Below are 18,335 nucleotides of genomic sequence, written 5' to 3' on the forward strand. Positions count from 1 at the left end.
GATTGAACATCATCGGCGCCCGTCTCGATCGCGGCATCGAGAACGGCTTCGGCCGATCCGGCCTCGGCCTTATAGGTGATTTCGCCGATGTGGTTGAACATGTGGCTGACGGCGCCCGTGGCACCGAGGTTGCCGCCGTACTTCGTAAACACGCTCCGCACGACGCCGCCGGTGCGATTGCGATTGTCGGTCAGCGCCTCGATGATGACGGCGACGCCTCCCGGCGCATACCCTTCGTAACGCACCGCTTCGTAATTAGCGAGATCGCTGCCTTGCGCCTTCTTGATGGCGCGCTCGATGTTGTCTTTCGGCATGTTCTCGGCGCGCGCTTCTTGAATGGCGAGCCGCAGGCGCGGGTTCATCTCAGGGTCGGGAACGCCGGCCTTCGCCGCGACGGTGATTTCACGCGCGAATTTCGCAAAGAGCTTAGCGCGCATCGCGTCGCGCTTGCCCTTGCGGTGCATGATATTCTTGAACTGCGAATGGCCGGCCATCGGTCAGGTCCGTCGTGCTTTGCGGATTGGAGGCCCCTTGTCGCGGCTCGGATGCCGGTGGTCAAGCCTCGCCCGGTGCGGCAGGCACTTCAGGGATGGCAGGCTCCAGATGTGGCCCTTGACGCAGCGGCTGAACGCGCGTGGCAAGGCCGGTCGCATCGTCGATATCGATCAGCAGCCCGGAGATCGTTCCCAGGCCGACGGCGGGCTCGAAGCGCCCGCGCGGGATTTTTGTCAGGAAGCGGTTGATCGGCTCGTCGCTTTCCATGCCGAGAACGGAATTGTAATCGCCGCACATGCCGGCATCCGACATGTAGGCCGTGCCACCAGGCAGCACGCGCGCATCGGCCGTCGGAGTGTGCGTATGGGTGCCGATCACGGCACTCGCTCGGCCGTCGAGAAACAGCCCCAGCGCCTGCTTTTCACTTGTGGCCTCGGCGTGGAAATCAATCAGGATCGCATCGGCGCCGCTTTTCAGCGCGCAAGCCGTCAATTCGGCGTCGAGAGCGCGAAACGGACAATCGAGGTCGGGCAAAAACACGCGGCCCATCGCATTGATGACCAGCACCTCGGCCCCACTCTTGGCTTTGAGTAACGTTGCGCCTTTGCCGGGCGTGCCCTTTGGATAATTGATCGGGCGGATCAGTCGGTCATGACGCTCGATGTAAACAAGCGTGTCCTTCTGATCGAACGCATGGTTGCCGAGCGTCACGCAGTCGGCTCCGGCATCGAGCAGGTCGGTCAGGATGGCTTCGGTGATGCCGAAGCCGCCAGCGGAATTTTCGCCGTTGATGACTACGAAATCGAGTGCGTAGCGCTTGATGAGACCGGGAAGCGCGTCGCAAACCACGTTTCGGCCCGCGCGACCGACGATATCGCCGAGAAACAAAAGACGCATCAAGAAGTCCGGATCATGAATCGAGACAATGCAGCGGGCCGGAAGGTGTCAGGACCCAGTCGAGTCTTTCGTCATAGCTTTCGACCGGCACCGCGTCGACCCTTTGTTCGTCATAGGCGAGACCGATCGCCACGACCGGTTTCAACTTTCGTAAGCGCTGCAGCGTGCGGTCGTAGTAGCCGCCGCCATAGCCAATGCGATAGCCCCGCGCGTCGAACGCGAGGAGCGGCACCAGAACCACGTCGGGATCGACGTGGGGTTTGTCATCGAGCGGCTCGGCAATTCCCCACGCGGCCGGACTCATCGCGTCGCCCGGCGCCCAGCTGCGCATCAAGAGCGGTTTGCCTCTGCCTTGCATGACGGGCAGCGCCAAACGAAACCCTTCCGCCCGAAGCCACGTCATCAGCGGCGCCGGATTGATTTCGTCGCGAATGGCGGCAAACCCCGAAACGACGGCACCGGCACTGGCTCCTAGAAAGTCCAGGCCATGCGCGGCGATCCGCCGGCTCGCTTCAGGTCCATGCAGTTCGAACGCCGATTTTCGCCGCTCAATAGCGGCGGCGCGCAACTCTTTCTTGGCGTCCGCCATAACCTCATCAATCAAACAAAACAAAAAAGTCTAAGTGCCGCGAAGGCCGTTGGGATCATGATCCCGCGTGGTCCCTACGAGTGTAGGTGGGCACCGTGTGTCCGAAGCCACGGCTCCGGCCAGGGACAGCACCCTTGCGGATCTTATAGGCCCCCGGGTCATATGCCCCTGACGAGCCCCGCAGCACTGGTAGAATTAGGGTAGCCGTAGGGAAAAATCCAGGGCCGTGGGAGCGTTCTTCACCCTTGCCGCGAATGTTTCGTGTGAATTCGCTCGAGTTCACCGGCGGCAAATGCCGGCGTCATCCCTGGGCTTTATAGCGCCCGCCAGCGGCATCGGAGGCCAATTTCAGCCCCTCGGTACCGTCCAGAAGCTCGTCCACATCGGCGCGGGCATCGAAAAGCTCGTCCGTAACCATCAATGCGGCCATCAGGATCAGCCGTTCGTCGCCTAGGGCGCCGTGCTCCTGCATCAGGCCATCGAGCTTGCTTTTGAAATAGTTGGCGATCTCTTCGAGCCGATGAACTTCGCTCTCGCCGCAAGAAAAGCGGTAGGTGCGATTATTTAAGCTTATCGCAACCTCAGCCAACCGACGTGGCGGCGCCAACGCCGCCCTCCCGCTTAAACGCGCACGTCACTCGTCCTCGGCGCAGTTATGAAGCGAATCGACGGCCCAGGCAATCCTGTCAAGCGCATCGGCTGTGCGTTGCTCAAGTTCGGCAATACGTTGTTGGGCGACCGCCAGTTCGGCCCGAAGCCGCACGTTTTCAGACCGGACGTTGCCGTCGGCTGCTGGCTTACGAGCTGACTTAATGTCTTCAGCCCGCTTGATCTTTAAGGTGTTGCGTTCAGTCATGGCCTCTCATCACCCTTTCGGGCGACACGATTGACGCGCTTCTCACCGATGCTGGTCGTGACGCACACGTTACGTGCGTATGGCAAACGGCGTCAACAAACGTCCACGTGTTCCCACGCTATTTGCAAAAGAATTGATTGCGAAAGAATTGAAGACCCGCTGCCCGCGTCGTCTCACCGGCCTTGCCACATTGACAGAACCCCACCACGTCACGTTAAAGAGCCCGTAAACACTGCGATAAGCAGCTGCTCGTTGCCGCGTTCAGCTCAAATTCGAATTCGGAGGATTTCCCAGAATGACAGTGAAGGTGGCGATCAACGGTTTCGGCCGCATCGGTCGCAATGTGCTGCGCGCGATCATCGAAAGTGGTCGCAACGACATTGAAGTCGTGGCAATCAACGATCTCGGCCCCGTCGAGACGAACGCACACCTTCTCCGTTTCGACAGTGTCCACGGCCGCTTCCCGCACGAAGTGAAAGTGTCGGGCGACACGATCGACGCCGGCCGCGGCCCGATCAAGGTGACGGCGATCAAAAATCCCGCGGAGCTGCCGCATAAAGCTCTGAGCGTAGATATTGCACTTGAATGCACCGGCATCTTCACGTCGAGGGAAAAGGCGAAGCTCCACCTCGATGCGGGCGCCAAACGGGTTCTCGTGTCGGCGCCCGCCGATGGCGCGGACTTGACCGTCGTCTTCGGGGTCAACCACGACAAACTGACGAAGGACCACCTCGTCGTTTCGAACGCTTCATGCACGACCAATTGCCTGGCTCCCGTCGCCAAGGTGCTGAACGATCTTGTCGGCATCGACAAAGGTTTCATGACGACGATCCACGCCTATACGGGCGATCAGCCGACCCTCGACACTCTGCACAAGGATCTCTACCGCGGACGCGCTGCGGCCGTGTCGATGATCCCGACCTCGACTGGCGCCGCCAAGGCCGTTGGCCTCGTGCTGCCAGAATTGAAGGGCCGCCTCGACGGTACGGCCATCCGCGTGCCGACGCCGAACGTTTCCGTCGTCGATTTCAAGTTCGTTTCGAAGCGCGAGACGACCAAGGACGAAGTCAATGCCGCTATCCAGCGGTCGGCGGGGCAGGAACTCAAGGGCATCCTCGGGGTTACAGACCAGCCGAATGTCTCGATCGACTTCAATCACGACAGCCGTTCATCCATTTTCCATCTCGATCAGACCAAGGTTCTCGACGGCACGCTTGTCCGAGTGCTGTCGTGGTACGACAACGAATGGGGCTTCTCGAACCGTATGGCCGATACGGCCGTCGCGATGGGGAAGTTGATTTAACTTAAATCCAACGGGCGCCTTCTTCGGCGCCCGCTCTCGTTTAAATACGGCCCGACCAACGGTCTACGGAGGCAAAGATGAGCGAAAGACTGCAAGATATCGCCCGCGCTCTTGTTGCGCCCGGCAAGGGTATTCTGGCCGCCGACGAAAGCTCGGGGACGATCAAGAAGCGCTTTGATACGATTAAGCTCACGTCGACGGAGGACAGCCGCCGCGATTACCGCGAGATGCTGTTTCGTTCGACCGAAGGCATGAAAAATCACGTCTCCGGCGTCATTCTCTATGACGAGACGATCCGGCAAAAAGCCAAGGACGGCACGCCGCTCGTCGACATCATGAAGGCTGCCGGCTCCATCCCCGGCATCAAGGTCGACCTTGGCGCCAAACCGCTCGCCGGACCGACCGTCAAAATCGAGATGATCACCGAAGGGCTCGACGGACTGCGCGAGCGCTTCGCAGAATATTATAAACTTGGTGCGCGCTTCGCGAAGTGGCGCGGCGTCATAACGATCGCCGACGGCTGTCCGACGTGGAACTGCGTCAAGGCCAATGCCCACGCGCTCGCCCGCTACGCGGCACTCGCCCAAGAGGCGCAGATCGTACCGATCGTCGAACCCGAAGTGCTGATGGACGGTCCACATTCGAGTCACGACATCGACGAATGCTACCGCGTGACTGAGTGGACGCTGCGTACCGTGTTCCGTGAACTCTACGACGCTCGCGTCGATCTCGAGGGCATGGTGCTGAAACCGAACATGATCGTCGCCGGGCAAAAGTGCGCAAAACAGCCAAGCCCCGCCGAAGTCGCGGAAAAGACAATCAAGTGCCTGAAGGCAACCGTGCCGGCGGCAGTCCCGGGTATCGCATTCCTGTCGGGCGGTCAGTCGGACGAGGTCGCCACCGAGCACTTGTCGTTGATGAATGCGGCCGGGCCTTTGCCGTGGTCGCTGACGTTCTCTTATGGCCGAGCCCTGCAAGCGGCCGCGATCGCCGCGTGGGGCGGCAAGTCCGAGAACGTTGCGGCCGGTCAACGTGCCTTCACACACCGCGCCAAAATGAACGGCCTCGCCGCGCTCGGCAAATGGAGCCGGACGCTCGAAAAAGCAGCATAACGCACAGCGGAATTCAAAAAAATTAAGGCGGGCCAAACCAGGCCCGCCTTTTATTTTGTCCCAAAGATCGATCGGCGTCAGTTCAGGAACAGGCCCCCGAGCGCATCCGTGACGATATCGTTGGATGTGCGCGAATGACGCTTCACCGTCGCTGCTGTCTGCTTGCTTTTCGCCGGCTTCTTCTTGGCCACGGGAACGTCCTGAAGATCATCGAACCCGGCGTCGCTGACGGCCTCTGGCTGATCGTCTCCTCCGATGTCCGGGTGGATAGCTTCCGGCGCCGTGTAACGCACCGGATGCCCGCGCAGCGCTGACATTACGCGACCGTCATTGCCGTAAATATCGCCGTAGGTCACGAGGCGTCCGTTGTCATCGACGCGCGCCGTGAAATAAACGAGATAAACCGGCACCGGCTTGTCGAGCGTGACGGTATTGCTACCGCTGTACAGGTCGGCAACCTTGTCGCTCGACCAGCCCTTGTCCTCGGCAAGAATGACTTCTGCGGTCTTGCGCGGCTCTTCAACACGCATGCAGCCGTGGCTCAGCGCCCGGAACGACTGGGCGAACAGACCTCGCTCCGGCGTATCGTGCATATAGACGTCATGCTTGTTCGGGAACCGGAATTTCACGTTGCCCAAGGGGTTGTCGGCGCCCGGCGGCTGGACAAAACTGTAGCGGCGGATGTCGACATTATTCCAGTCGACGGAATTAGCATCGACCGGACGGCCGTTTAACGAGGCTTGGAGTTTGTATGCCTCCAGCACACGCGCGCCACCGCTCGCGCCGCCGCCGAACAACTGATCAAAAAAGCCGAAGCCGCTGTTGGACGCACTTCTGAGGCGCGGCAAGAGCTCTTTCATCTTGATGCCATCCGGCATGCCCCAGTCGGGATGGAAAACGACGTATTGCATACTGGCGGCGAGCATCGGCGTCGGCCAAGAGGGCTGCCCGGCGATCATCTTCTGCTTCAATTTGAGTTCTTTGCCCTTCCAGATCTCGCTGGTGAACTCAGGGATGTTGTTCATCACGTAGAACGGGCCGAGATCCACCGGCAGCCAGCGCCAACGTTCCATGTTGGCGATGAGCCGATCGGTATCTCGCCGGGGATCAGCCCTCTTTGGCTGTCCTTCGCTATTGAGCGCGGCGCGCGTTCTGTTGTCCAGATTGCCGTTGGCGCGAAGACCGTTGGCCTGCTGAAAGTCGCGAACGGCGTCGACGAGCTTATCATCGAAACGCCGTTCATCACCGGCCGTTTCAGCGGCAATCTTGAGCCGCTGACGCAGAAGCACGATCTCGTCGCTTTCGGTACCGGGCTTCAAGCGCTTGCCGTTCGGCAGCTTCACAAGCAGAGCCGGATCAACCGCCTCTTCTTCCTGCTTCGGTCCGCGCGCCTTCAAAAGCGCCTGACGTAGTTTTTCGAAACCGGCATGCTTTGGATTGAGCCCGCGCAGATAAGCGGCAGGCTCCGACGAACCCGCAAGCTCGCTCATCACCGCCTTGGGATCTTTGACTGGTGGCTTCATATCGAGAATGTTGCTGAGCGAAACAGGATCGAGACGGCCGCCGCGAGCAAACCGCGCATACTTCAGCGCTGCGAGCGTCAGTTGTACCTCCGCTGCACCTTGGACGTCCGGAGCAGCGCCACTCGCGAGTTCGGGCACCACGAAATCTGTCGCTTCGAGTCCCCAGTCGTCGGCCTTCTTGAGTTCTGCGATGATGGCTTTGGCTTTATGGTTGTAAGCGCCGTCCTTGGTCCACAGCGGTTCGGTTCGAGCTTCGTAAAAGCTGGCAGCGGTCGCGACATCCTCGGCAACGTGATCCTTGCCGATGGAGGACCTGTCCGCGAGCTTTTTGCGGATGGCCTCGATCACCGGATTCGTCGGAACAACGGCGGCCGCAGCGGCTGCCGCGGGTGGTTGGGATTCGCCTGCCGCTGGCGTTGATGGCGACGTCGCAGGCGCCGCACTCGGAGCAGGCGTCACTGCGGCTGTTGTCGGAGGCGTTGCGGCTGGAGCCGGAGCCGCTGTCGATGACCGCGCGGCCGCCGCCGGGCCAAGGGATGGCGCGAAGTACGTCGTCGTGGCGCCGCTCGGCGAGGCTTGAACGGACGGATCGGCCGCCGCAGGTCGGGCAGCTGCAGCGAAATAAATTCCCAACAGACTGAGACCAACTGTGCGAAAAGCTGTGAGCTTGATCATTCCCAATGGCCCCGAAAAACGAAACGCAGGCGCTCGATGCCGGCACTTCCACCGGTTCGTGAGCCCGCAAGTTGGCAGAAAAGCGCCAAAACCCCCATAACCTAGCAAACTTTGGCCTGTTCTCGTAGCCTGGTAAACTGCTGGCGCTGGAAAATCCGGCGAAAAAACTGTTCTGTGACAAGGAAAACCCGATTCCCTCGCGCGAAACAATTACGGCGAACACTCTTCTTGTTTCCGCCGCAATCGGCTTCGATAGGCGCAATGAAATCCGGAGACGCTCTCGTGCCAGCCGAAACCAAACTATACCTCGACTTTGAGGCGGCCACGGGCGCGATCGATACGGCCCGCGAAGTGCTGACTGCGGTGCTCGAAGCCGCGCCGGTCGCGAGCGTGCTGATCCGCTCCAGCCGCGATACGGCTTTGGATGACGCGACCGCACGCGCATTGATTGCGATTGCGCAAAAAATGAGCGTTCCGGCACTGATTTACGGCGGCACGACACAAGTCCCGCCGCTTGGCGCCGACGGCATCCATCTACCTTGGGCTCAAGACATTGTCAGCCAATTCAAGGACACGCGCCGCGTTGCGCCACCGGGATCGGTCATAGGCGCCGACGCCGGACGATCGCGCCATGACGCGATGGAACTTGGCGAAGCCGGCGCAGACTATATCGCCTTCGGCATTCCGCCTGACGCCGAGGATCGTGCCGTCGCTGTCGAACGGCGGATCGAACTCATCGCGTGGTGGAACGAAGTCTTCGAATTGCCCTCCGTTGCCTTCGACGTAGCCGATACCGAAGAGGCGCGACGTCTCGCGGAGGCTGGCGCCGACTTCGTTAGCGTGACCATCCCACAGCACTGTGACATGGACGATGCCGTATCGCGGGCGCGGGACTTTGCCGACGCCCTGGTGCTGCACGAGAGGGCGGAATGAGGCTTCAGAGCCGACGCAGTATTTTTTTTCGTATCGCTGCGTTGGCGCTGCTGGCGTCGCTCGGTGGACGGCCGCTTTCCGCCGACAGCAGCTCCTGGTTTTCGCGTTCGGTCGAACCGCCGAAACAAGCGCCCGCACCTGCCGCCGCGCCCGCATCGCCGGCGAAGCACGCGCCATCGGCCACGCAGGGAACGTCCGTGATCGAGAAAACCATCCCGTCGACGGTGCCAGCGACCGGAGACGACGCGGCCTACACCGCCTTCGACCAGGGCCAATATCTGACGGCACTGAAACTGGCAGAGGAAGCCGCTCAGCGCGGCGAGCCGCAGGCCAGCACGCTGATCGGGCGCATCTACTCCGAAGGCCTCGGCGTTCAGAAAGACGATAAGAAAGCCTACGAGTGGTACGCGAAGGCGGCGCAGCTCGGTGATGTGCAAGGCACGTTCGCGCTTGGACTCCTGTTGGCCGAGGGCCGCGGCGTCGCCAAGGATCGCAAGGCCGCCGCCGACATGTTCGAGAAGGCCGCGCTCACCGGCCACGCCGAAGCAAACTACAATCTGGGTCTGCTGTTCCTCAAAGGCGACGGCAAACCCAAAAACCCGATCCGCGCTTTCCAGCATATTCGCTACGCCGCCGAGAAAGGCATTCCTCAGGCGCAGTACGATCTCGCAGCGCTCTATCAATTCGGCACCGGCGTTGATGCGAATGCGCTCGAAGCGGCGCGCTGGTTATCGCGAGCCGCCGAACAGGGCCTCGCCGTCGCGCAGTACGATTATGCCGTCAGGCTGCTGCAGGGATACGGTCTCAAGAAAGACGAGACAAAGATCACGACGCTGATGAAAGCGGCGGCCGAGAAAGGCATTTCCGGCGCCCAAAACCGCATGGCGTACATTTACCGCGAGGGCATCGAGACGGACAAAGATCCGGTCGAAGCTGCCAAATGGCGCCTGATTGCCAAGAAGAACGGCTTTAAGGACGCAACGCTCGACGAAATGGTCGCCAAAATGCCGAAGGCCCAGCGCCAAAAGGCAGAGACCGAAGCTTCTGCTTGGGCCGACCGCATCCAGGTCGACCCTGCCCTCAACAACGCTCGGTAAATCACGGCAAACTTGCCACTTGCCCTAAGAGCCGCTAGAGCCCGGCGTTCGCCCTCACACGCGCCTCGGCCGGACCCCAACCTCAATGAACAACGTCTCCCCTACCCTGAACGTCATGATTTCGGCCGCCCGCAAGGCGGGGCGCAGCCTCGTCCGCGATTTCGGAGAGGTCGAACAGCTGCAGGTTTCGATAAAGGGTCCCGCTAATTTTGTTTCCGCGGCCGATCACAAAGCCGAGGACATCATCTTCAAGGAGCTGAGCAAGGCGCGCGTCGGCTACGGCTTTCTGATGGAAGAGCGCGGCGAAGTGATCGGTGCCGACAAGACACATCGCTGGATCGTCGATCCGCTCGACGGCACGACCAACTTTCTGCATTCCAATCCAATGTTTTCCGTTTCAATCGGATTGGAGCGCGAAGGCCAACTCATCGCCGGTGTCATTTACAATCCCGCGAGCGACGAACTCTTTACCGCCGAGAAGGGCAAGGGCGCCTACATGAACGATCGGCGCCTGCGCGTCGCGGCGCGCAAAACGCTTGCCGATGCCCTGGTCACGACAGGCATCCCGCACCGCGGCCGCGAAGGTCACCCGCGCTTTCTCAAGGAAATCGAATTGCTTATGCCGGAGGTCGCCGGGCTTCGGCGCACCGGCTCTGCGGCACTCGATCTGGCGTTTGTGGCGGCAGGCCGTTTCGACGCGTACTGGGAGCACAACCTGCAGCCGTGGGACTTGGCCGCCGGTTTGGTCATCGTCCGCGAAGCGGGTGGTTTCGTCAGCGATCTCAAGGGTGGCGACAAAATCCTTGAAAGCGGCGACATTCTGGCGGCAAACGCCACGCTTCATAAGGCGTTTGGCGCGGTCCTTTTCGGCCGGAACTGACGACAACCGCCCGTCGGTACAGCTGTGGCAGTTAAGGCATGATGTTGCCCGTTTTCGATGTAAGAGGCATGCGCTAAGGTCCTACCACCGATACGCGGGGACGTTCCGGAGAGGAAAGAATGGCCAAGATCCGCCCGGGCGACGCCGCGGCACTCGCACCGGTATCGCGTCGCCTGACACCGCCGGGTGTCTTCCTGCTTCGCATGCTTATCTTCCTGACGCTGGTCAGTTTTCTGGTCGCAATTCTGTTCGACCAGCTGCAGCACTCGTTTCTGAACAATCCCGGCCTCAACGGCCTGATCGTCGGCACGCTGTTTCTCGGCATCGTCTACGCCTTTCGCCAGGTCGTCCGGCTCTATCCCGAAATCCGATGGGTCAATGCCTTCCGCATTGCCGATCCCGGGCTGACGATCAGCGCCAAGCCGGTGTTGCTTGCCCCGATGGCGACGATGCTGCGTGACAGGACCGGCGCGATATCGCTTTCGACAAGCGCCATGCGCTCGTTCATGGACTCGATTGGCTCGAGGCTCGACGAGGCGCGAGATACGGGCCGCTATCTCGTCGGCCTCTTGGTTTTCCTCGGTCTTCTCGGAACCTTCTGGGGTCTGTTGGAGACGATCCAGTCCGTCGGTAAGGCCATCGATACGCTCGACAGCAAGGCGACGGATAATGTTCAGCTCTTCAGCGATTTGAAAGCCGGATTGTCGGCGCCGCTCAAGGGTATGGGCACGGCGTTTTCATCCTCCCTGCTCGGCCTCGCAGGCTCTCTCATTCTGGGCTTCCTCGAACTGCAGGCCAGCCACGCGCATAATCGCTTCTACAACGAACTCGAAGAGTGGCTGTCGGGCATTACCGAGCTGACGCCGGGCGGCGTCGCATCGGCGTCGAGCGACTACGTCAATCGCCAGCTTCTCGGCGCCGTCGTCGATATGCAGCGGGCGCTTGAAGACTTCTCTAACCGGCTCAGCGAACAGCCGGTCGCGCCGCCGACAAGTCTGACGCAATCTGGAGTGCCGCAACAGTCCCCCGACGAAGTTCGAGAACTGGCCCGCGGCGTCAACCAGCTCGTCACGCAAATGCGATCCGAACAGAAGGTCGTTCGCGAATGGGTTGATGAGCAGGCCCAGCAGCAGGCCGAAGTCGCCAACATGCTACGCAGCCTCACGGACGCGATGAAGCGCGGAGTAAAATAATGGCGCGCGGGCGTGCGAGGCGCAGCAACGATTACGGGCAATTCTGGCCGGCGTTTGTCGACGTGCTCTCGACGCTGTTGCTCGTCGTTACCCTGCTGATGTCGATATTCATGATCGCGCAGTATTTCGCCGCACAAGAAGTCAGTGGCAAGGACTCCGCCCTCAAACGTCTGACCCGTCAGATCAGCGAACTGACTTCAATGCTATCGCTGGAAAAGGGTAAGTCGCAAACGTCTCAGGACGAGCTCGCGTCGCTGCAGGCTTCGCTGGCGTCCCTCAAAGCAGAGAACGAGAAGCTCACCGGTACCGGCCTCGGCGCCGATGAACGCGCCAAAGCCGCCGAAGGTCAGGTTGCAGCGCTCAGCTCGGATCTCGAATCGCAAAAAAATATCTCGAAGGAAGCGCTGTCGAAGGTTGACCTCTTGAACCAGCAGCTGTTGGCGCTGCGGCGGCAGATTGCGGCGCTGAGCGACGCTCTTGATGTGTCCCAAAAGAAGACCATAGACAGCGATAAGACGATCAAGGATCTCGGCGCCCGTTTGAATACCGCGCTCGCCCAGCAGGTGCAGGAACTGAAGCGCTATCGCTCGGACTTTTTCGGCCGACTGCGTGCGCTCCTGAAAGATCGCAAGGACATCCGCGTCGTCGGAGACCGCTTTGTTTTCGAATCTGAAGTTCTGTTTCCATCTGGTTCCGCGACACTGACGCCGGAGGGCACGGCCGCCATGGACCAGATCGCCGATGCGATCCTCGAACTTCAGAAAGAGATTCCGAGCGACATCGACTGGGCCTTGCAAATCAATGGCCACACCGACGCTCGTCCAATATCTAACCCGCAGTTTCCGTCGAACTGGGAGCTGTCGACGGCGCGCGCGTCTTCCGTCGTCAAATACTTGGTTACGCGCGGCGTGCCGCCGGAACGTCTCGTCGCCGCGGGATATGGCGAGTTTCAACCGATTGACGCTGGTGGTAGCGAAGACGCGTTCCAGAAAAACCGGCGCATCGAGCTGAAGCTGACGAATAGGTAGAGGACGTTGCGGTGTGCGCGGCGACCCCGTTTCCGCAGAGCCCGCCGGGCCTGCACAACTTCTCTTCATCCTCAGCCGAATGCGCTCGCGCTCATGCCTTCGAGGATGACGAACACGGTGCTGGCGGCCGGCTCCGCGAACGCGGAGTCGCCGGCACAAAACAAAGATTATTCAGCCGCTTCGCGACCGAACTGCAGCTCGGCAAGGCGAGCGTAGATGCCGCCACGGCGCACGAGTTCGCCATGCGTGCCGGCTTCGACGATGCGGCCTTTGTCCATCACCAGAATGCGGTCGGCCTTTTGAACAGTCGCCAGCCGATGTGCGATGACCAGCGTCGTGCGGCCCGTCATCAGGCCCTCGAGCGCCTGTTGCACCGCGCCCTCGCTTTCGGCATCGAGCGAACTCGTTGCTTCGTCGAGCAGCAGGATCGGTGAATTCTTCAAAATCGCGCGTGCAATCGCAATTCGTTGACGCTGGCCACCCGACAGGGTCGCGCCGCGCTCGCCGAGCTTGCTGTTGTAGCCGTCGGGAAGCGCACGGATGAACTCATCGGCCTGCGCTGCCGTCGCGGCGCGGCGGACCTCTGATAGCGTGGCACCCGGCGTGCCGTAGCGGATGTTTTCGGCGACCGTGTCGGCGAACAGCGCGACATCCTGCGGCACGACGGCGATGCGCCGGCGCAGCGCCTCGAGATCGGCTTCGGCGACGTTGACGCCATCGACGCGCACAATGCCGGCGTCGGGGTCATAAAAACGCAGGATCAAGTTGAAGATCGTACTCTTGCCGGCGCCCGACGCCCCGACGAGCGCGATCGTCTCGCCGGCGCTAACGCGGAACGACACCGCGTCGAGCGCCACGGCATCGGGGCGGGCGGGATATTTGAACGTCACGTTCTCGAACCCAATCGTACCGAGCGCCGGCTGCGGAAGTGGAACCGGGTTCTCTGGCGAGCGGATATCAGGCACCGTCGCCATCATCTCGGAAAGCCGCTCGGCAGCGCCAGCCGCCTGACTGATTTCGCCCCAAACCTCTGAAAGCTCGGCGAGCGCGCCGGCCGCGAACAGCGCGTAGAGGACGAACTGACTAAGCCTGCCACCGGTCATTTCGCCGGCGATGACGGCGGATGCCCCATACCAGAGAACACCGGTGACGCTGGCGACCGTCAGGAATATCGCAATTCCCGTCAATGCCGCGCGCGCTTTCATACGTTGACGCGCCGCCCCGAAAGCGCGCTCGACAGCGCGGCCGAACCGCTCTGAAACAGCTTTCTCGCTGACGTAGGCCTGCATCGTCCGATGCGCGGCGAGATTTTCTGCCGCGTAAGCCGAAGCGTCGCCGAGCGTGTCCTGGGCGTAGCGCGAAAGGCGGCGGACAAGGCGGCCGAACCCCACGAGCGGCAGAACTATGACCGGAATCGCGATGAAAATGAGCGCCGAGAGTTTGGCGCTCGTCACGAACATCATGATCAGAGCGCCGATCAGCATGATGAGGTTGCGCGCTGCCTGGCTTAACGCCGAACCGGCGACGGTCTTGATTTGCGTCGTGTCCGCCGTCAGGCGGCTCATCATCTCGCCCGAATGATTGCGATCGAAATACGCAGGCCCGAGCTTGGCCAGCTGCGCAAATACCTTCGTCCTGAGATCGGCGACGACCCGTTCGCCGATCCAGTTCACGAAATAGTACCGCGCCGGGCTGGCGATGGCGATGATGACGCCGATGCCGATCAGCGTCAGGAAGTAGTTGTTGATCAGCGCGGAATCGTTGCCGCCGAAACCTTTATCGATCATCCGGCGCACGGCCATCGGCACCGCCAGCATGGCGAGCGCCGAAACGACCAGCGATATGACGGCACCGGTAAGCGCACCCTTGTGCGCCAGGATCAACGGCTTGAGCGTCAGCAACGGTCGCAGAGACAGGCGCTGGCGCGCGCCTTCATCCGCCGACGCGGCCTCTTTGTGCCCGGGATGTGCTGTAACGCTGCTGTTCATCGACTCTTCTGATCCAACTCTCGGGGGAATAAGACGTTTCAGCGCCTGAAGCCGCGGACCATGCCCGACCGGGCTGCCCGGCTCAAGAGACACCCCGTCCAAGGGACAATGGGACGCTGCTCAGAGGGCGGACACCGATGCCGGCGCGCCTTTGCCGACTTGTGCCGAGGGGCCATCTCGGCTACACAACCGGCCAATTCAGTCCCTTTGCAATCCGAGGGGCCGAGGCTCGCAGGAGCCTCGCCGCCAGCAACGCATTACCAGACGGACACCAGGCCATGAAGAAAGACAATGACCTTCACCCGGATTACCACCAGATCAAGGTTGTAATGACGGATGGAACCGAGTTCACGACGTACTCGACGTACGGCAAGGAGGGCGACAAACTGACCCTCGATATCGATCCGAACACGCATCCGGCCTGGACCGGCGGCGATCAGAAGTTGATGGACCGCGGTGGCCGTCTGTCGCGCTTCAAGAAGAAGTTCGAAGGCATGTTCTGATCGCAGCTTTGCCTCACGGCACGGCGCGAACTGAAAAACCAAAGGCCCGGTTCAACAACCGGGCCTTTTTCAATTTCCAATTTCAGGCTGCCGCTCAGCTGAGCTTTGCGAAGGCGCGTTCCAGCATGCCGACCTGCTGCGCAACGGGATTGGCCATTGGCTCGGAGGCGGCGTCCAAGGTCTCCGATTTCGACATCGCGCGATCGAGTTTGCTGATGCGATCGTGCATCGCGAAGCTTTCCTCGATCAGGCTTTTCAGGCCCTGCGGCAGCTCCGAATAGCCGTTGACGTGCGACGGACGGCCGAAAGCCTGAAGCTTGACGCGGCGGCGCTTCTTCTGCGCCTCTTCGTCGGTGATCTCTCCCTCGCGCAGCGCACGGCGGATCAGCAGCCACGACGCAAGGTCCAAGAGACGCGTCGTAAGACGCATGCTCTCGGTAGCGTAAAGCACACCGACACCGCCGGTCAGCGTCTTGGCTTCTCGACGGCCGGGGCCATCGAGATAGCTCGCCGTGCGCTCGACGAGCGCCATGCCTTCTTTGAAGATGTGGTCGAACTGTTCGGAGGACTGAAAGCGCTCTCCGAAAGAGACCGTTGTGGCGCTATTTGAATGCGCACTGTCGACGCGGAATACGTTACTCATGACCCTCAACGATACAAACGCTTACCCGTCCTAAATTCTTACCACGAACTGATGATACTGCACCATAGTAAACAAGAACGTTCAAAACGGGGCACCGCGATACTGCCTGTGGACAATGCAAAAAAAGAGCCGTCCTTGCGGAGCGGCTCGAAAGTCAACAGGGAAGCGTCAAACAAAGCGGCGGAATGGCCGCTCCAGACCCAAGATGCCTGGATCAGGACCCAAAGTGCCTCGATATATTTAAGTTTCCGTTAAGTGTGTGTGCGGCCACAGAGTGTCGGCGTTAGCTTTGCGGCGCGGTGTCGAACCCGCGGCAATCTCAAAGTGCAACAGAAACAATCTGATTTTATAAAATTTCTTAGAATTTACTTCACGATTTGAAAAGCGAATGCGCGGCGGCCTCGTGCTTGCGCTTGCGATCGAGTTCAAGCCGCACCCTCTCGATCTCGCCTTCGAGATCCTTGATCCGCCGTTCGAGTTCCGCGACGGAGAGCGTCGCCAGACTTTCACCTATCGTCACGCCGCCCGGCTTTTTCGGCGGCAGCAGATCATCGAGGTCCATGTCGATCCTCCGGGTCGCGCCGTGGTGTCCGCTGTCCAGCCTACTCAATGCTGCGGCGGCGGTCGAGATGCGATGAGATTTCGTGCCGCTGATAGCGAGGCTTGCCGCGCCGTTCGCAGCCGTGCATTGCTCGCCTAAGCAGTCAAAACAGGACGTTCTGATGAGCTTACCAAAAACGATGAAAGCCGTTGTGATCGCGGGCAAAGGCGGCCCGGAAGTTCTTCAGCTTCAAGACATGCCGCTGCCGCAACCGGCGCCGGGCGAGGTTTTGATAAAAGTTGCAGCAGCCGGCGTGAACCGTCCCGACGTGTTGCAGCGACAGGGCTCGTATCCTCCGCCCAAAGGTCACTCGGAGCTTCCGGGCCTCGAAGTATCGGGCGTGATTGCAGGGCTCGGAGACGGCGTGCAGCGTTTCTCGCAAGGCGACGAAGTCTTGGCGCTGCTCAGCGGCGGCGGCTACGCCGAATATGCCGTCGCTCCCGAGCTGTGCTGCATCAAAAAGGCGGAAGCCCTCTCCTTCGTCGAAGCCGCCGCCATCCCCGAAACGTTTTTCACCGTCTGGCACAACGTCTTCGAGCGCGGCGGATTGAAGTCTGGCGAAAAATTTCTGGTCCACGGTGGCACGAGCGGCATCGGCGTGACCGCCATTCAGCTGGCCAAGGCATTCGGCGCCTACGTGCTGACGACTGTCGGGTCGGATGAAAAGTGCGAAGCGGCGCGCGCCCTCGGCGCCGACGTCGCCATCAATTATCGCACGCAGGACTTTGCCAAGGTGATCAAGACCGAGACGGACGGACACGGTGTCGACGTCATTCTCGACATCGTCGGCGGCGACTACATTGAAAAAAACATTCGCTCGCTTGCCGAGGATGGCCGTCTCGTCAGCATCGGCTTTCAAAATGGATCGACGGCCACGATCGACTTCATGCGCGTGATGCTGAAGCGTTTGACGATCACCGGCTCGACGCTTCGTATCCGCTCGAACGAATTCAAAGGGCACATCGCACGGGCGATCGAAGAAAAGGTTCTTCCACTCATCGTTGCGGGCAAGATCAAAGTGCCGATCGACGGCACGTTTCCCCTCGATCGCGCGGGCGAGGCCCACGCTCGCATGGAAAGCAGCTCTCACATCGGCAAGATCGTCCTGACGGTCGCTTGAACGAGACTCGAGACTACCAAACGAACTCGCTCATCACCGCGATCGGCTGCGGGGCGCTCTTCGCGCCGAATAACCGGGCCGCAGCATCGGCCATCGACTCGCCCAGGCGCACATGCACGCCGCTCGCAATGAAAACGGCGCGCACGCCGAAATTCACGGCGCCGGCAATATCGGTCGCGATGCCGTCGCCGATCGCGAGCACGCGCTCCCTCGTCACTGGCGCGCTTCGCAGAGTGCCGGCAAGCTCCAACGCCAATTCGTAGATCGGCTGAAAAGGCTTGCCCGCGTAGCTGACGGTGCCGCCCAGCGCCTCGTAGGCCGCAGCGACCGCGCCGGCGCAATAAATGATATGGCCATCGCGTTCGACGGTCCGATCCGGATTGGCGCAGATCATCGGCACGGCGCGCGATTTGAGTGTGGCGAGCATGGCGGCATAATCGGCGGGCGTTTCGGTCTCGTCGTCGTAGAGACCGGTGCAAACTGCGACCTCGGCATCATTCGCGGTGGCGCCCGGAACGGCCCCAAGCCCGGCGAAGAGCGGCAGATCGCGCTCGGGGCCAATGTGCAGAATGCGCCGCCCGGCACAGGCCTCGATCAACTCGCGGGAGACATCGCCCGAACTCACGATCTCATCGTAAGCCGCGCCCGCAACGCCGACCCGGTCGAGTTGCCGTCTGACGCTGTCGCGCGGACGCGGTGCGTTGGTGACGAGCAACACGGTGCCGCCCTGCTTTCGAAACGCTTGGCACGCCGTAACCGACGATGCACACGGACGAACACCGTTGTGTATCACGCCCCAAATGTCGACGAACCAAACGTCGGACGTGGCAGCGAGAGGCGCAATCGAAGGCAAAACGAAACTATCGGTCATCTGCGGCCTGGAACGCGGCGATGAGATT

The 18,335-nt window shown here is 61.0% G+C and carries 20 protein-coding genes and 1 other RNA gene; 10 read left to right on the forward strand and 11 right to left on the reverse strand.

The window, feature by feature from the left end:
• The 6 genes from VN623_RS06315 to VN623_RS06340 form a co-directional block, all read right to left on the reverse strand.
• Nucleotides 1-494 (reverse strand): YebC/PmpR family DNA-binding transcriptional regulator (locus VN623_RS06315; protein WP_325569248.1); only part of this gene is annotated, 494 nt, incomplete at its 3' end.
• A 61-nt stretch (nucleotides 495-555) separates the two neighbouring features.
• Nucleotides 556-1,392 carry a TIGR00282 family metallophosphoesterase gene (locus tag VN623_RS06320; RefSeq protein WP_325569249.1) on the reverse strand — a complete coding sequence of 279 codons (837 nt, stop codon included), beginning with the start codon at nucleotides 1,390-1,392 and terminating at the stop codon, nucleotides 556-558.
• A gap of 13 nt (nucleotides 1,393-1,405) precedes the next feature.
• The gene (locus VN623_RS06325; RefSeq protein WP_325569251.1) at nucleotides 1,406-1,981 is read right to left on the reverse strand and encodes a 5-formyltetrahydrofolate cyclo-ligase; all 576 of its coding nucleotides are present in this window, start codon (nucleotides 1,979-1,981) and stop codon (nucleotides 1,406-1,408) included.
• A 30-nt stretch (nucleotides 1,982-2,011) separates the two neighbouring features.
• Nucleotides 2,012-2,171: non-coding RNA, 6S RNA (ssrS, locus tag VN623_RS06330), on the reverse strand.
• 111 nt (nucleotides 2,172-2,282) lie between these two features.
• Nucleotides 2,283-2,588, reverse strand: a complete 306-nt coding sequence (locus tag VN623_RS06335) for a cell division protein ZapA (RefSeq protein ID WP_325569253.1) — start codon at nucleotides 2,586-2,588, stop codon at nucleotides 2,283-2,285.
• Nucleotides 2,589-2,615: 27 nt separating this feature from the next.
• Nucleotides 2,616-2,837, reverse strand: coding sequence for a hypothetical protein (locus VN623_RS06340; protein WP_325569255.1), 222 nt, complete (start codon nucleotides 2,835-2,837; stop codon nucleotides 2,616-2,618).
• A gap of 295 nt (nucleotides 2,838-3,132) precedes the next feature.
• Between VN623_RS06340 and gap the strand changes: the two genes are divergently transcribed.
• On the forward strand, nucleotides 3,133-4,140 hold the full coding sequence (gene gap / locus VN623_RS06345; protein ID WP_325569256.1) for a type I glyceraldehyde-3-phosphate dehydrogenase: 1,008 nt from the start codon (nucleotides 3,133-3,135) through the stop codon (nucleotides 4,138-4,140).
• A gap of 77 nt (nucleotides 4,141-4,217) precedes the next feature.
• Nucleotides 4,218-5,252, forward strand: a complete 1,035-nt coding sequence (locus tag VN623_RS06350; protein WP_325569258.1) for a class I fructose-bisphosphate aldolase — start codon at nucleotides 4,218-4,220, stop codon at nucleotides 5,250-5,252.
• Nucleotides 5,253-5,329: 77 nt separating this feature from the next.
• Here VN623_RS06350 and VN623_RS06355 read toward each other — a convergent pair whose 3' ends face one another.
• Nucleotides 5,330-7,123: a L,D-transpeptidase family protein gene (locus VN623_RS06355; RefSeq protein WP_325569260.1), complete on the reverse strand. Its 1,794-nt coding sequence runs from the start codon at nucleotides 7,121-7,123 to the stop codon at nucleotides 5,330-5,332.
• Here VN623_RS06355 and VN623_RS06360 point away from each other — a divergent pair.
• From VN623_RS06360 to VN623_RS06385, 6 genes are all read left to right on the forward strand, one after another.
• Nucleotides 7,110-7,355 (forward strand): hypothetical protein, encoded by a 246-nt coding sequence (locus VN623_RS06360; protein ID WP_325569262.1) that lies wholly within the window; start codon nucleotides 7,110-7,112, stop codon nucleotides 7,353-7,355. The genes VN623_RS06355 and VN623_RS06360 overlap by 14 nt on opposite strands.
• Before the next feature lie 356 nt (nucleotides 7,356-7,711).
• On the forward strand, nucleotides 7,712-8,383 hold the full coding sequence (locus VN623_RS06365) for a thiamine phosphate synthase (RefSeq protein WP_325569264.1): 672 nt from the start codon (nucleotides 7,712-7,714) through the stop codon (nucleotides 8,381-8,383).
• Nucleotides 8,380-9,480 (forward strand): tetratricopeptide repeat protein, encoded by a 1,101-nt coding sequence (locus VN623_RS06370; RefSeq protein WP_325569267.1) that lies wholly within the window; start codon nucleotides 8,380-8,382, stop codon nucleotides 9,478-9,480. Before VN623_RS06365 ends, VN623_RS06370 begins: the two co-directional genes overlap by 4 nt.
• Nucleotides 9,481-9,565: 85 nt before the next feature.
• Nucleotides 9,566-10,360: an inositol monophosphatase family protein gene (locus tag VN623_RS06375; protein ID WP_325569269.1), complete on the forward strand. Its 795-nt coding sequence runs from the start codon at nucleotides 9,566-9,568 to the stop codon at nucleotides 10,358-10,360.
• A 119-nt stretch (nucleotides 10,361-10,479) separates the two neighbouring features.
• Entirely contained in the window at nucleotides 10,480-11,553 is a 1,074-nt protein-coding gene (locus tag VN623_RS06380) for a flagellar motor protein MotA (RefSeq protein ID WP_325569271.1), read from the forward strand.
• Nucleotides 11,553-12,581: a peptidoglycan -binding protein gene (locus VN623_RS06385; protein WP_325569273.1), complete on the forward strand. Its 1,029-nt coding sequence runs from the start codon at nucleotides 11,553-11,555 to the stop codon at nucleotides 12,579-12,581. The genes VN623_RS06380 and VN623_RS06385 overlap by 1 nt, the downstream gene beginning before the upstream one ends.
• A 167-nt stretch (nucleotides 12,582-12,748) precedes the next feature.
• Here the strand turns inward: VN623_RS06385 and VN623_RS06390 are convergent, their stop codons facing one another.
• Nucleotides 12,749-14,569: an ABC transporter transmembrane domain-containing protein gene (locus VN623_RS06390; protein WP_325569275.1), complete on the reverse strand. Its 1,821-nt coding sequence runs from the start codon at nucleotides 14,567-14,569 to the stop codon at nucleotides 12,749-12,751.
• Nucleotides 14,570-14,847: 278 nt separating this feature from the next.
• Here VN623_RS06390 and rpmE point away from each other — a divergent pair, with 278 nt between their 5' ends.
• On the forward strand, nucleotides 14,848-15,072 hold the full coding sequence (rpmE, locus tag VN623_RS06395) for a 50S ribosomal protein L31 (RefSeq protein WP_325569277.1): 225 nt from the start codon (nucleotides 14,848-14,850) through the stop codon (nucleotides 15,070-15,072).
• A gap of 94 nt (nucleotides 15,073-15,166) precedes the next feature.
• On the opposite strand, the gene VN623_RS06400 is transcribed toward rpmE, so the two are convergent.
• Together VN623_RS06400 and VN623_RS06405 are read right to left on the reverse strand one after the other, a co-directional pair.
• A complete protein-coding gene (locus VN623_RS06400; protein WP_325569279.1) occupies nucleotides 15,167-15,715 on the reverse strand; it encodes a DUF1465 family protein in 549 nt (182 codons plus the stop codon).
• A 370-nt stretch (nucleotides 15,716-16,085) separates the two neighbouring features.
• Nucleotides 16,086-16,277, reverse strand: a complete 192-nt coding sequence (locus VN623_RS06405; protein ID WP_325569281.1) for a DUF1192 domain-containing protein — start codon at nucleotides 16,275-16,277, stop codon at nucleotides 16,086-16,088.
• Nucleotides 16,278-16,437: 160 nt separating this feature from the next.
• Between VN623_RS06405 and VN623_RS06410 the strand changes: the two genes are divergently transcribed.
• Nucleotides 16,438-17,436: an NAD(P)H-quinone oxidoreductase gene (locus VN623_RS06410; RefSeq protein ID WP_325569283.1), complete on the forward strand. Its 999-nt coding sequence runs from the start codon at nucleotides 16,438-16,440 to the stop codon at nucleotides 17,434-17,436.
• 13 nt (nucleotides 17,437-17,449) lie between these two features.
• Here the strand turns inward: VN623_RS06410 and VN623_RS06415 are convergent.
• A partial coding sequence (locus VN623_RS06415) for a TIGR01459 family HAD-type hydrolase (protein ID WP_325569285.1) occupies nucleotides 17,450-18,335 on the reverse strand: 886 nt, incomplete at its 5' end.

Source organism: Hyphomicrobium sp. (assembly GCF_035572195.1).
GTDB lineage: Bacteria > Pseudomonadota > Alphaproteobacteria > Rhizobiales > Hyphomicrobiaceae > Hyphomicrobium_B.

Bases quoted from the DNA above. Each gene is read 5' to 3' on its own strand.
- VN623_RS06340 (WP_325569255.1), bottom strand. From the start codon at position 2,837: ATGACTGAACGCAACACCTTAAAGATCAAGCGGGCTGAAGACATTAAG.
- VN623_RS06360 (WP_325569262.1), top strand. From the start codon at position 7,110: ATGGCCTCGATCACCGGATTCGTCGGAACAACGGCGGCCGCAGCGGCT.
- VN623_RS06320 (WP_325569249.1), bottom strand. From the start codon at position 1,392: ATGCGTCTTTTGTTTCTCGGCGATATCGTCGGTCGCGCGGGCCGAAAC.
- rpmE (WP_325569277.1), top strand. From the start codon at position 14,848: ATGAAGAAAGACAATGACCTTCACCCGGATTACCACCAGATCAAGGTT.
- VN623_RS06410 (WP_325569283.1), top strand. From the start codon at position 16,438: ATGAGCTTACCAAAAACGATGAAAGCCGTTGTGATCGCGGGCAAAGGC.
- VN623_RS06375 (WP_325569269.1), top strand. From the start codon at position 9,566: ATGAACAACGTCTCCCCTACCCTGAACGTCATGATTTCGGCCGCCCGC.
- VN623_RS06385 (WP_325569273.1), top strand. From the start codon at position 11,553: ATGGCGCGCGGGCGTGCGAGGCGCAGCAACGATTACGGGCAATTCTGG.
- VN623_RS06365 (WP_325569264.1), top strand. From the start codon at position 7,712: ATGAAATCCGGAGACGCTCTCGTGCCAGCCGAAACCAAACTATACCTC.
- VN623_RS06370 (WP_325569267.1), top strand. From the start codon at position 8,380: ATGAGGCTTCAGAGCCGACGCAGTATTTTTTTTCGTATCGCTGCGTTG.
- VN623_RS06380 (WP_325569271.1), top strand. From the start codon at position 10,480: ATGGCCAAGATCCGCCCGGGCGACGCCGCGGCACTCGCACCGGTATCG.
- VN623_RS06400 (WP_325569279.1), bottom strand. From the start codon at position 15,715: ATGAGTAACGTATTCCGCGTCGACAGTGCGCATTCAAATAGCGCCACA.
- VN623_RS06350 (WP_325569258.1), top strand. From the start codon at position 4,218: ATGAGCGAAAGACTGCAAGATATCGCCCGCGCTCTTGTTGCGCCCGGC.
- gap (WP_325569256.1), top strand. From the start codon at position 3,133: ATGACAGTGAAGGTGGCGATCAACGGTTTCGGCCGCATCGGTCGCAAT.
- VN623_RS06405 (WP_325569281.1), bottom strand. From the start codon at position 16,277: ATGGACCTCGATGATCTGCTGCCGCCGAAAAAGCCGGGCGGCGTGACG.
- VN623_RS06390 (WP_325569275.1), bottom strand. From the start codon at position 14,569: ATGAACAGCAGCGTTACAGCACATCCCGGGCACAAAGAGGCCGCGTCG.
- VN623_RS06325 (WP_325569251.1), bottom strand. From the start codon at position 1,981: ATGGCGGACGCCAAGAAAGAGTTGCGCGCCGCCGCTATTGAGCGGCGA.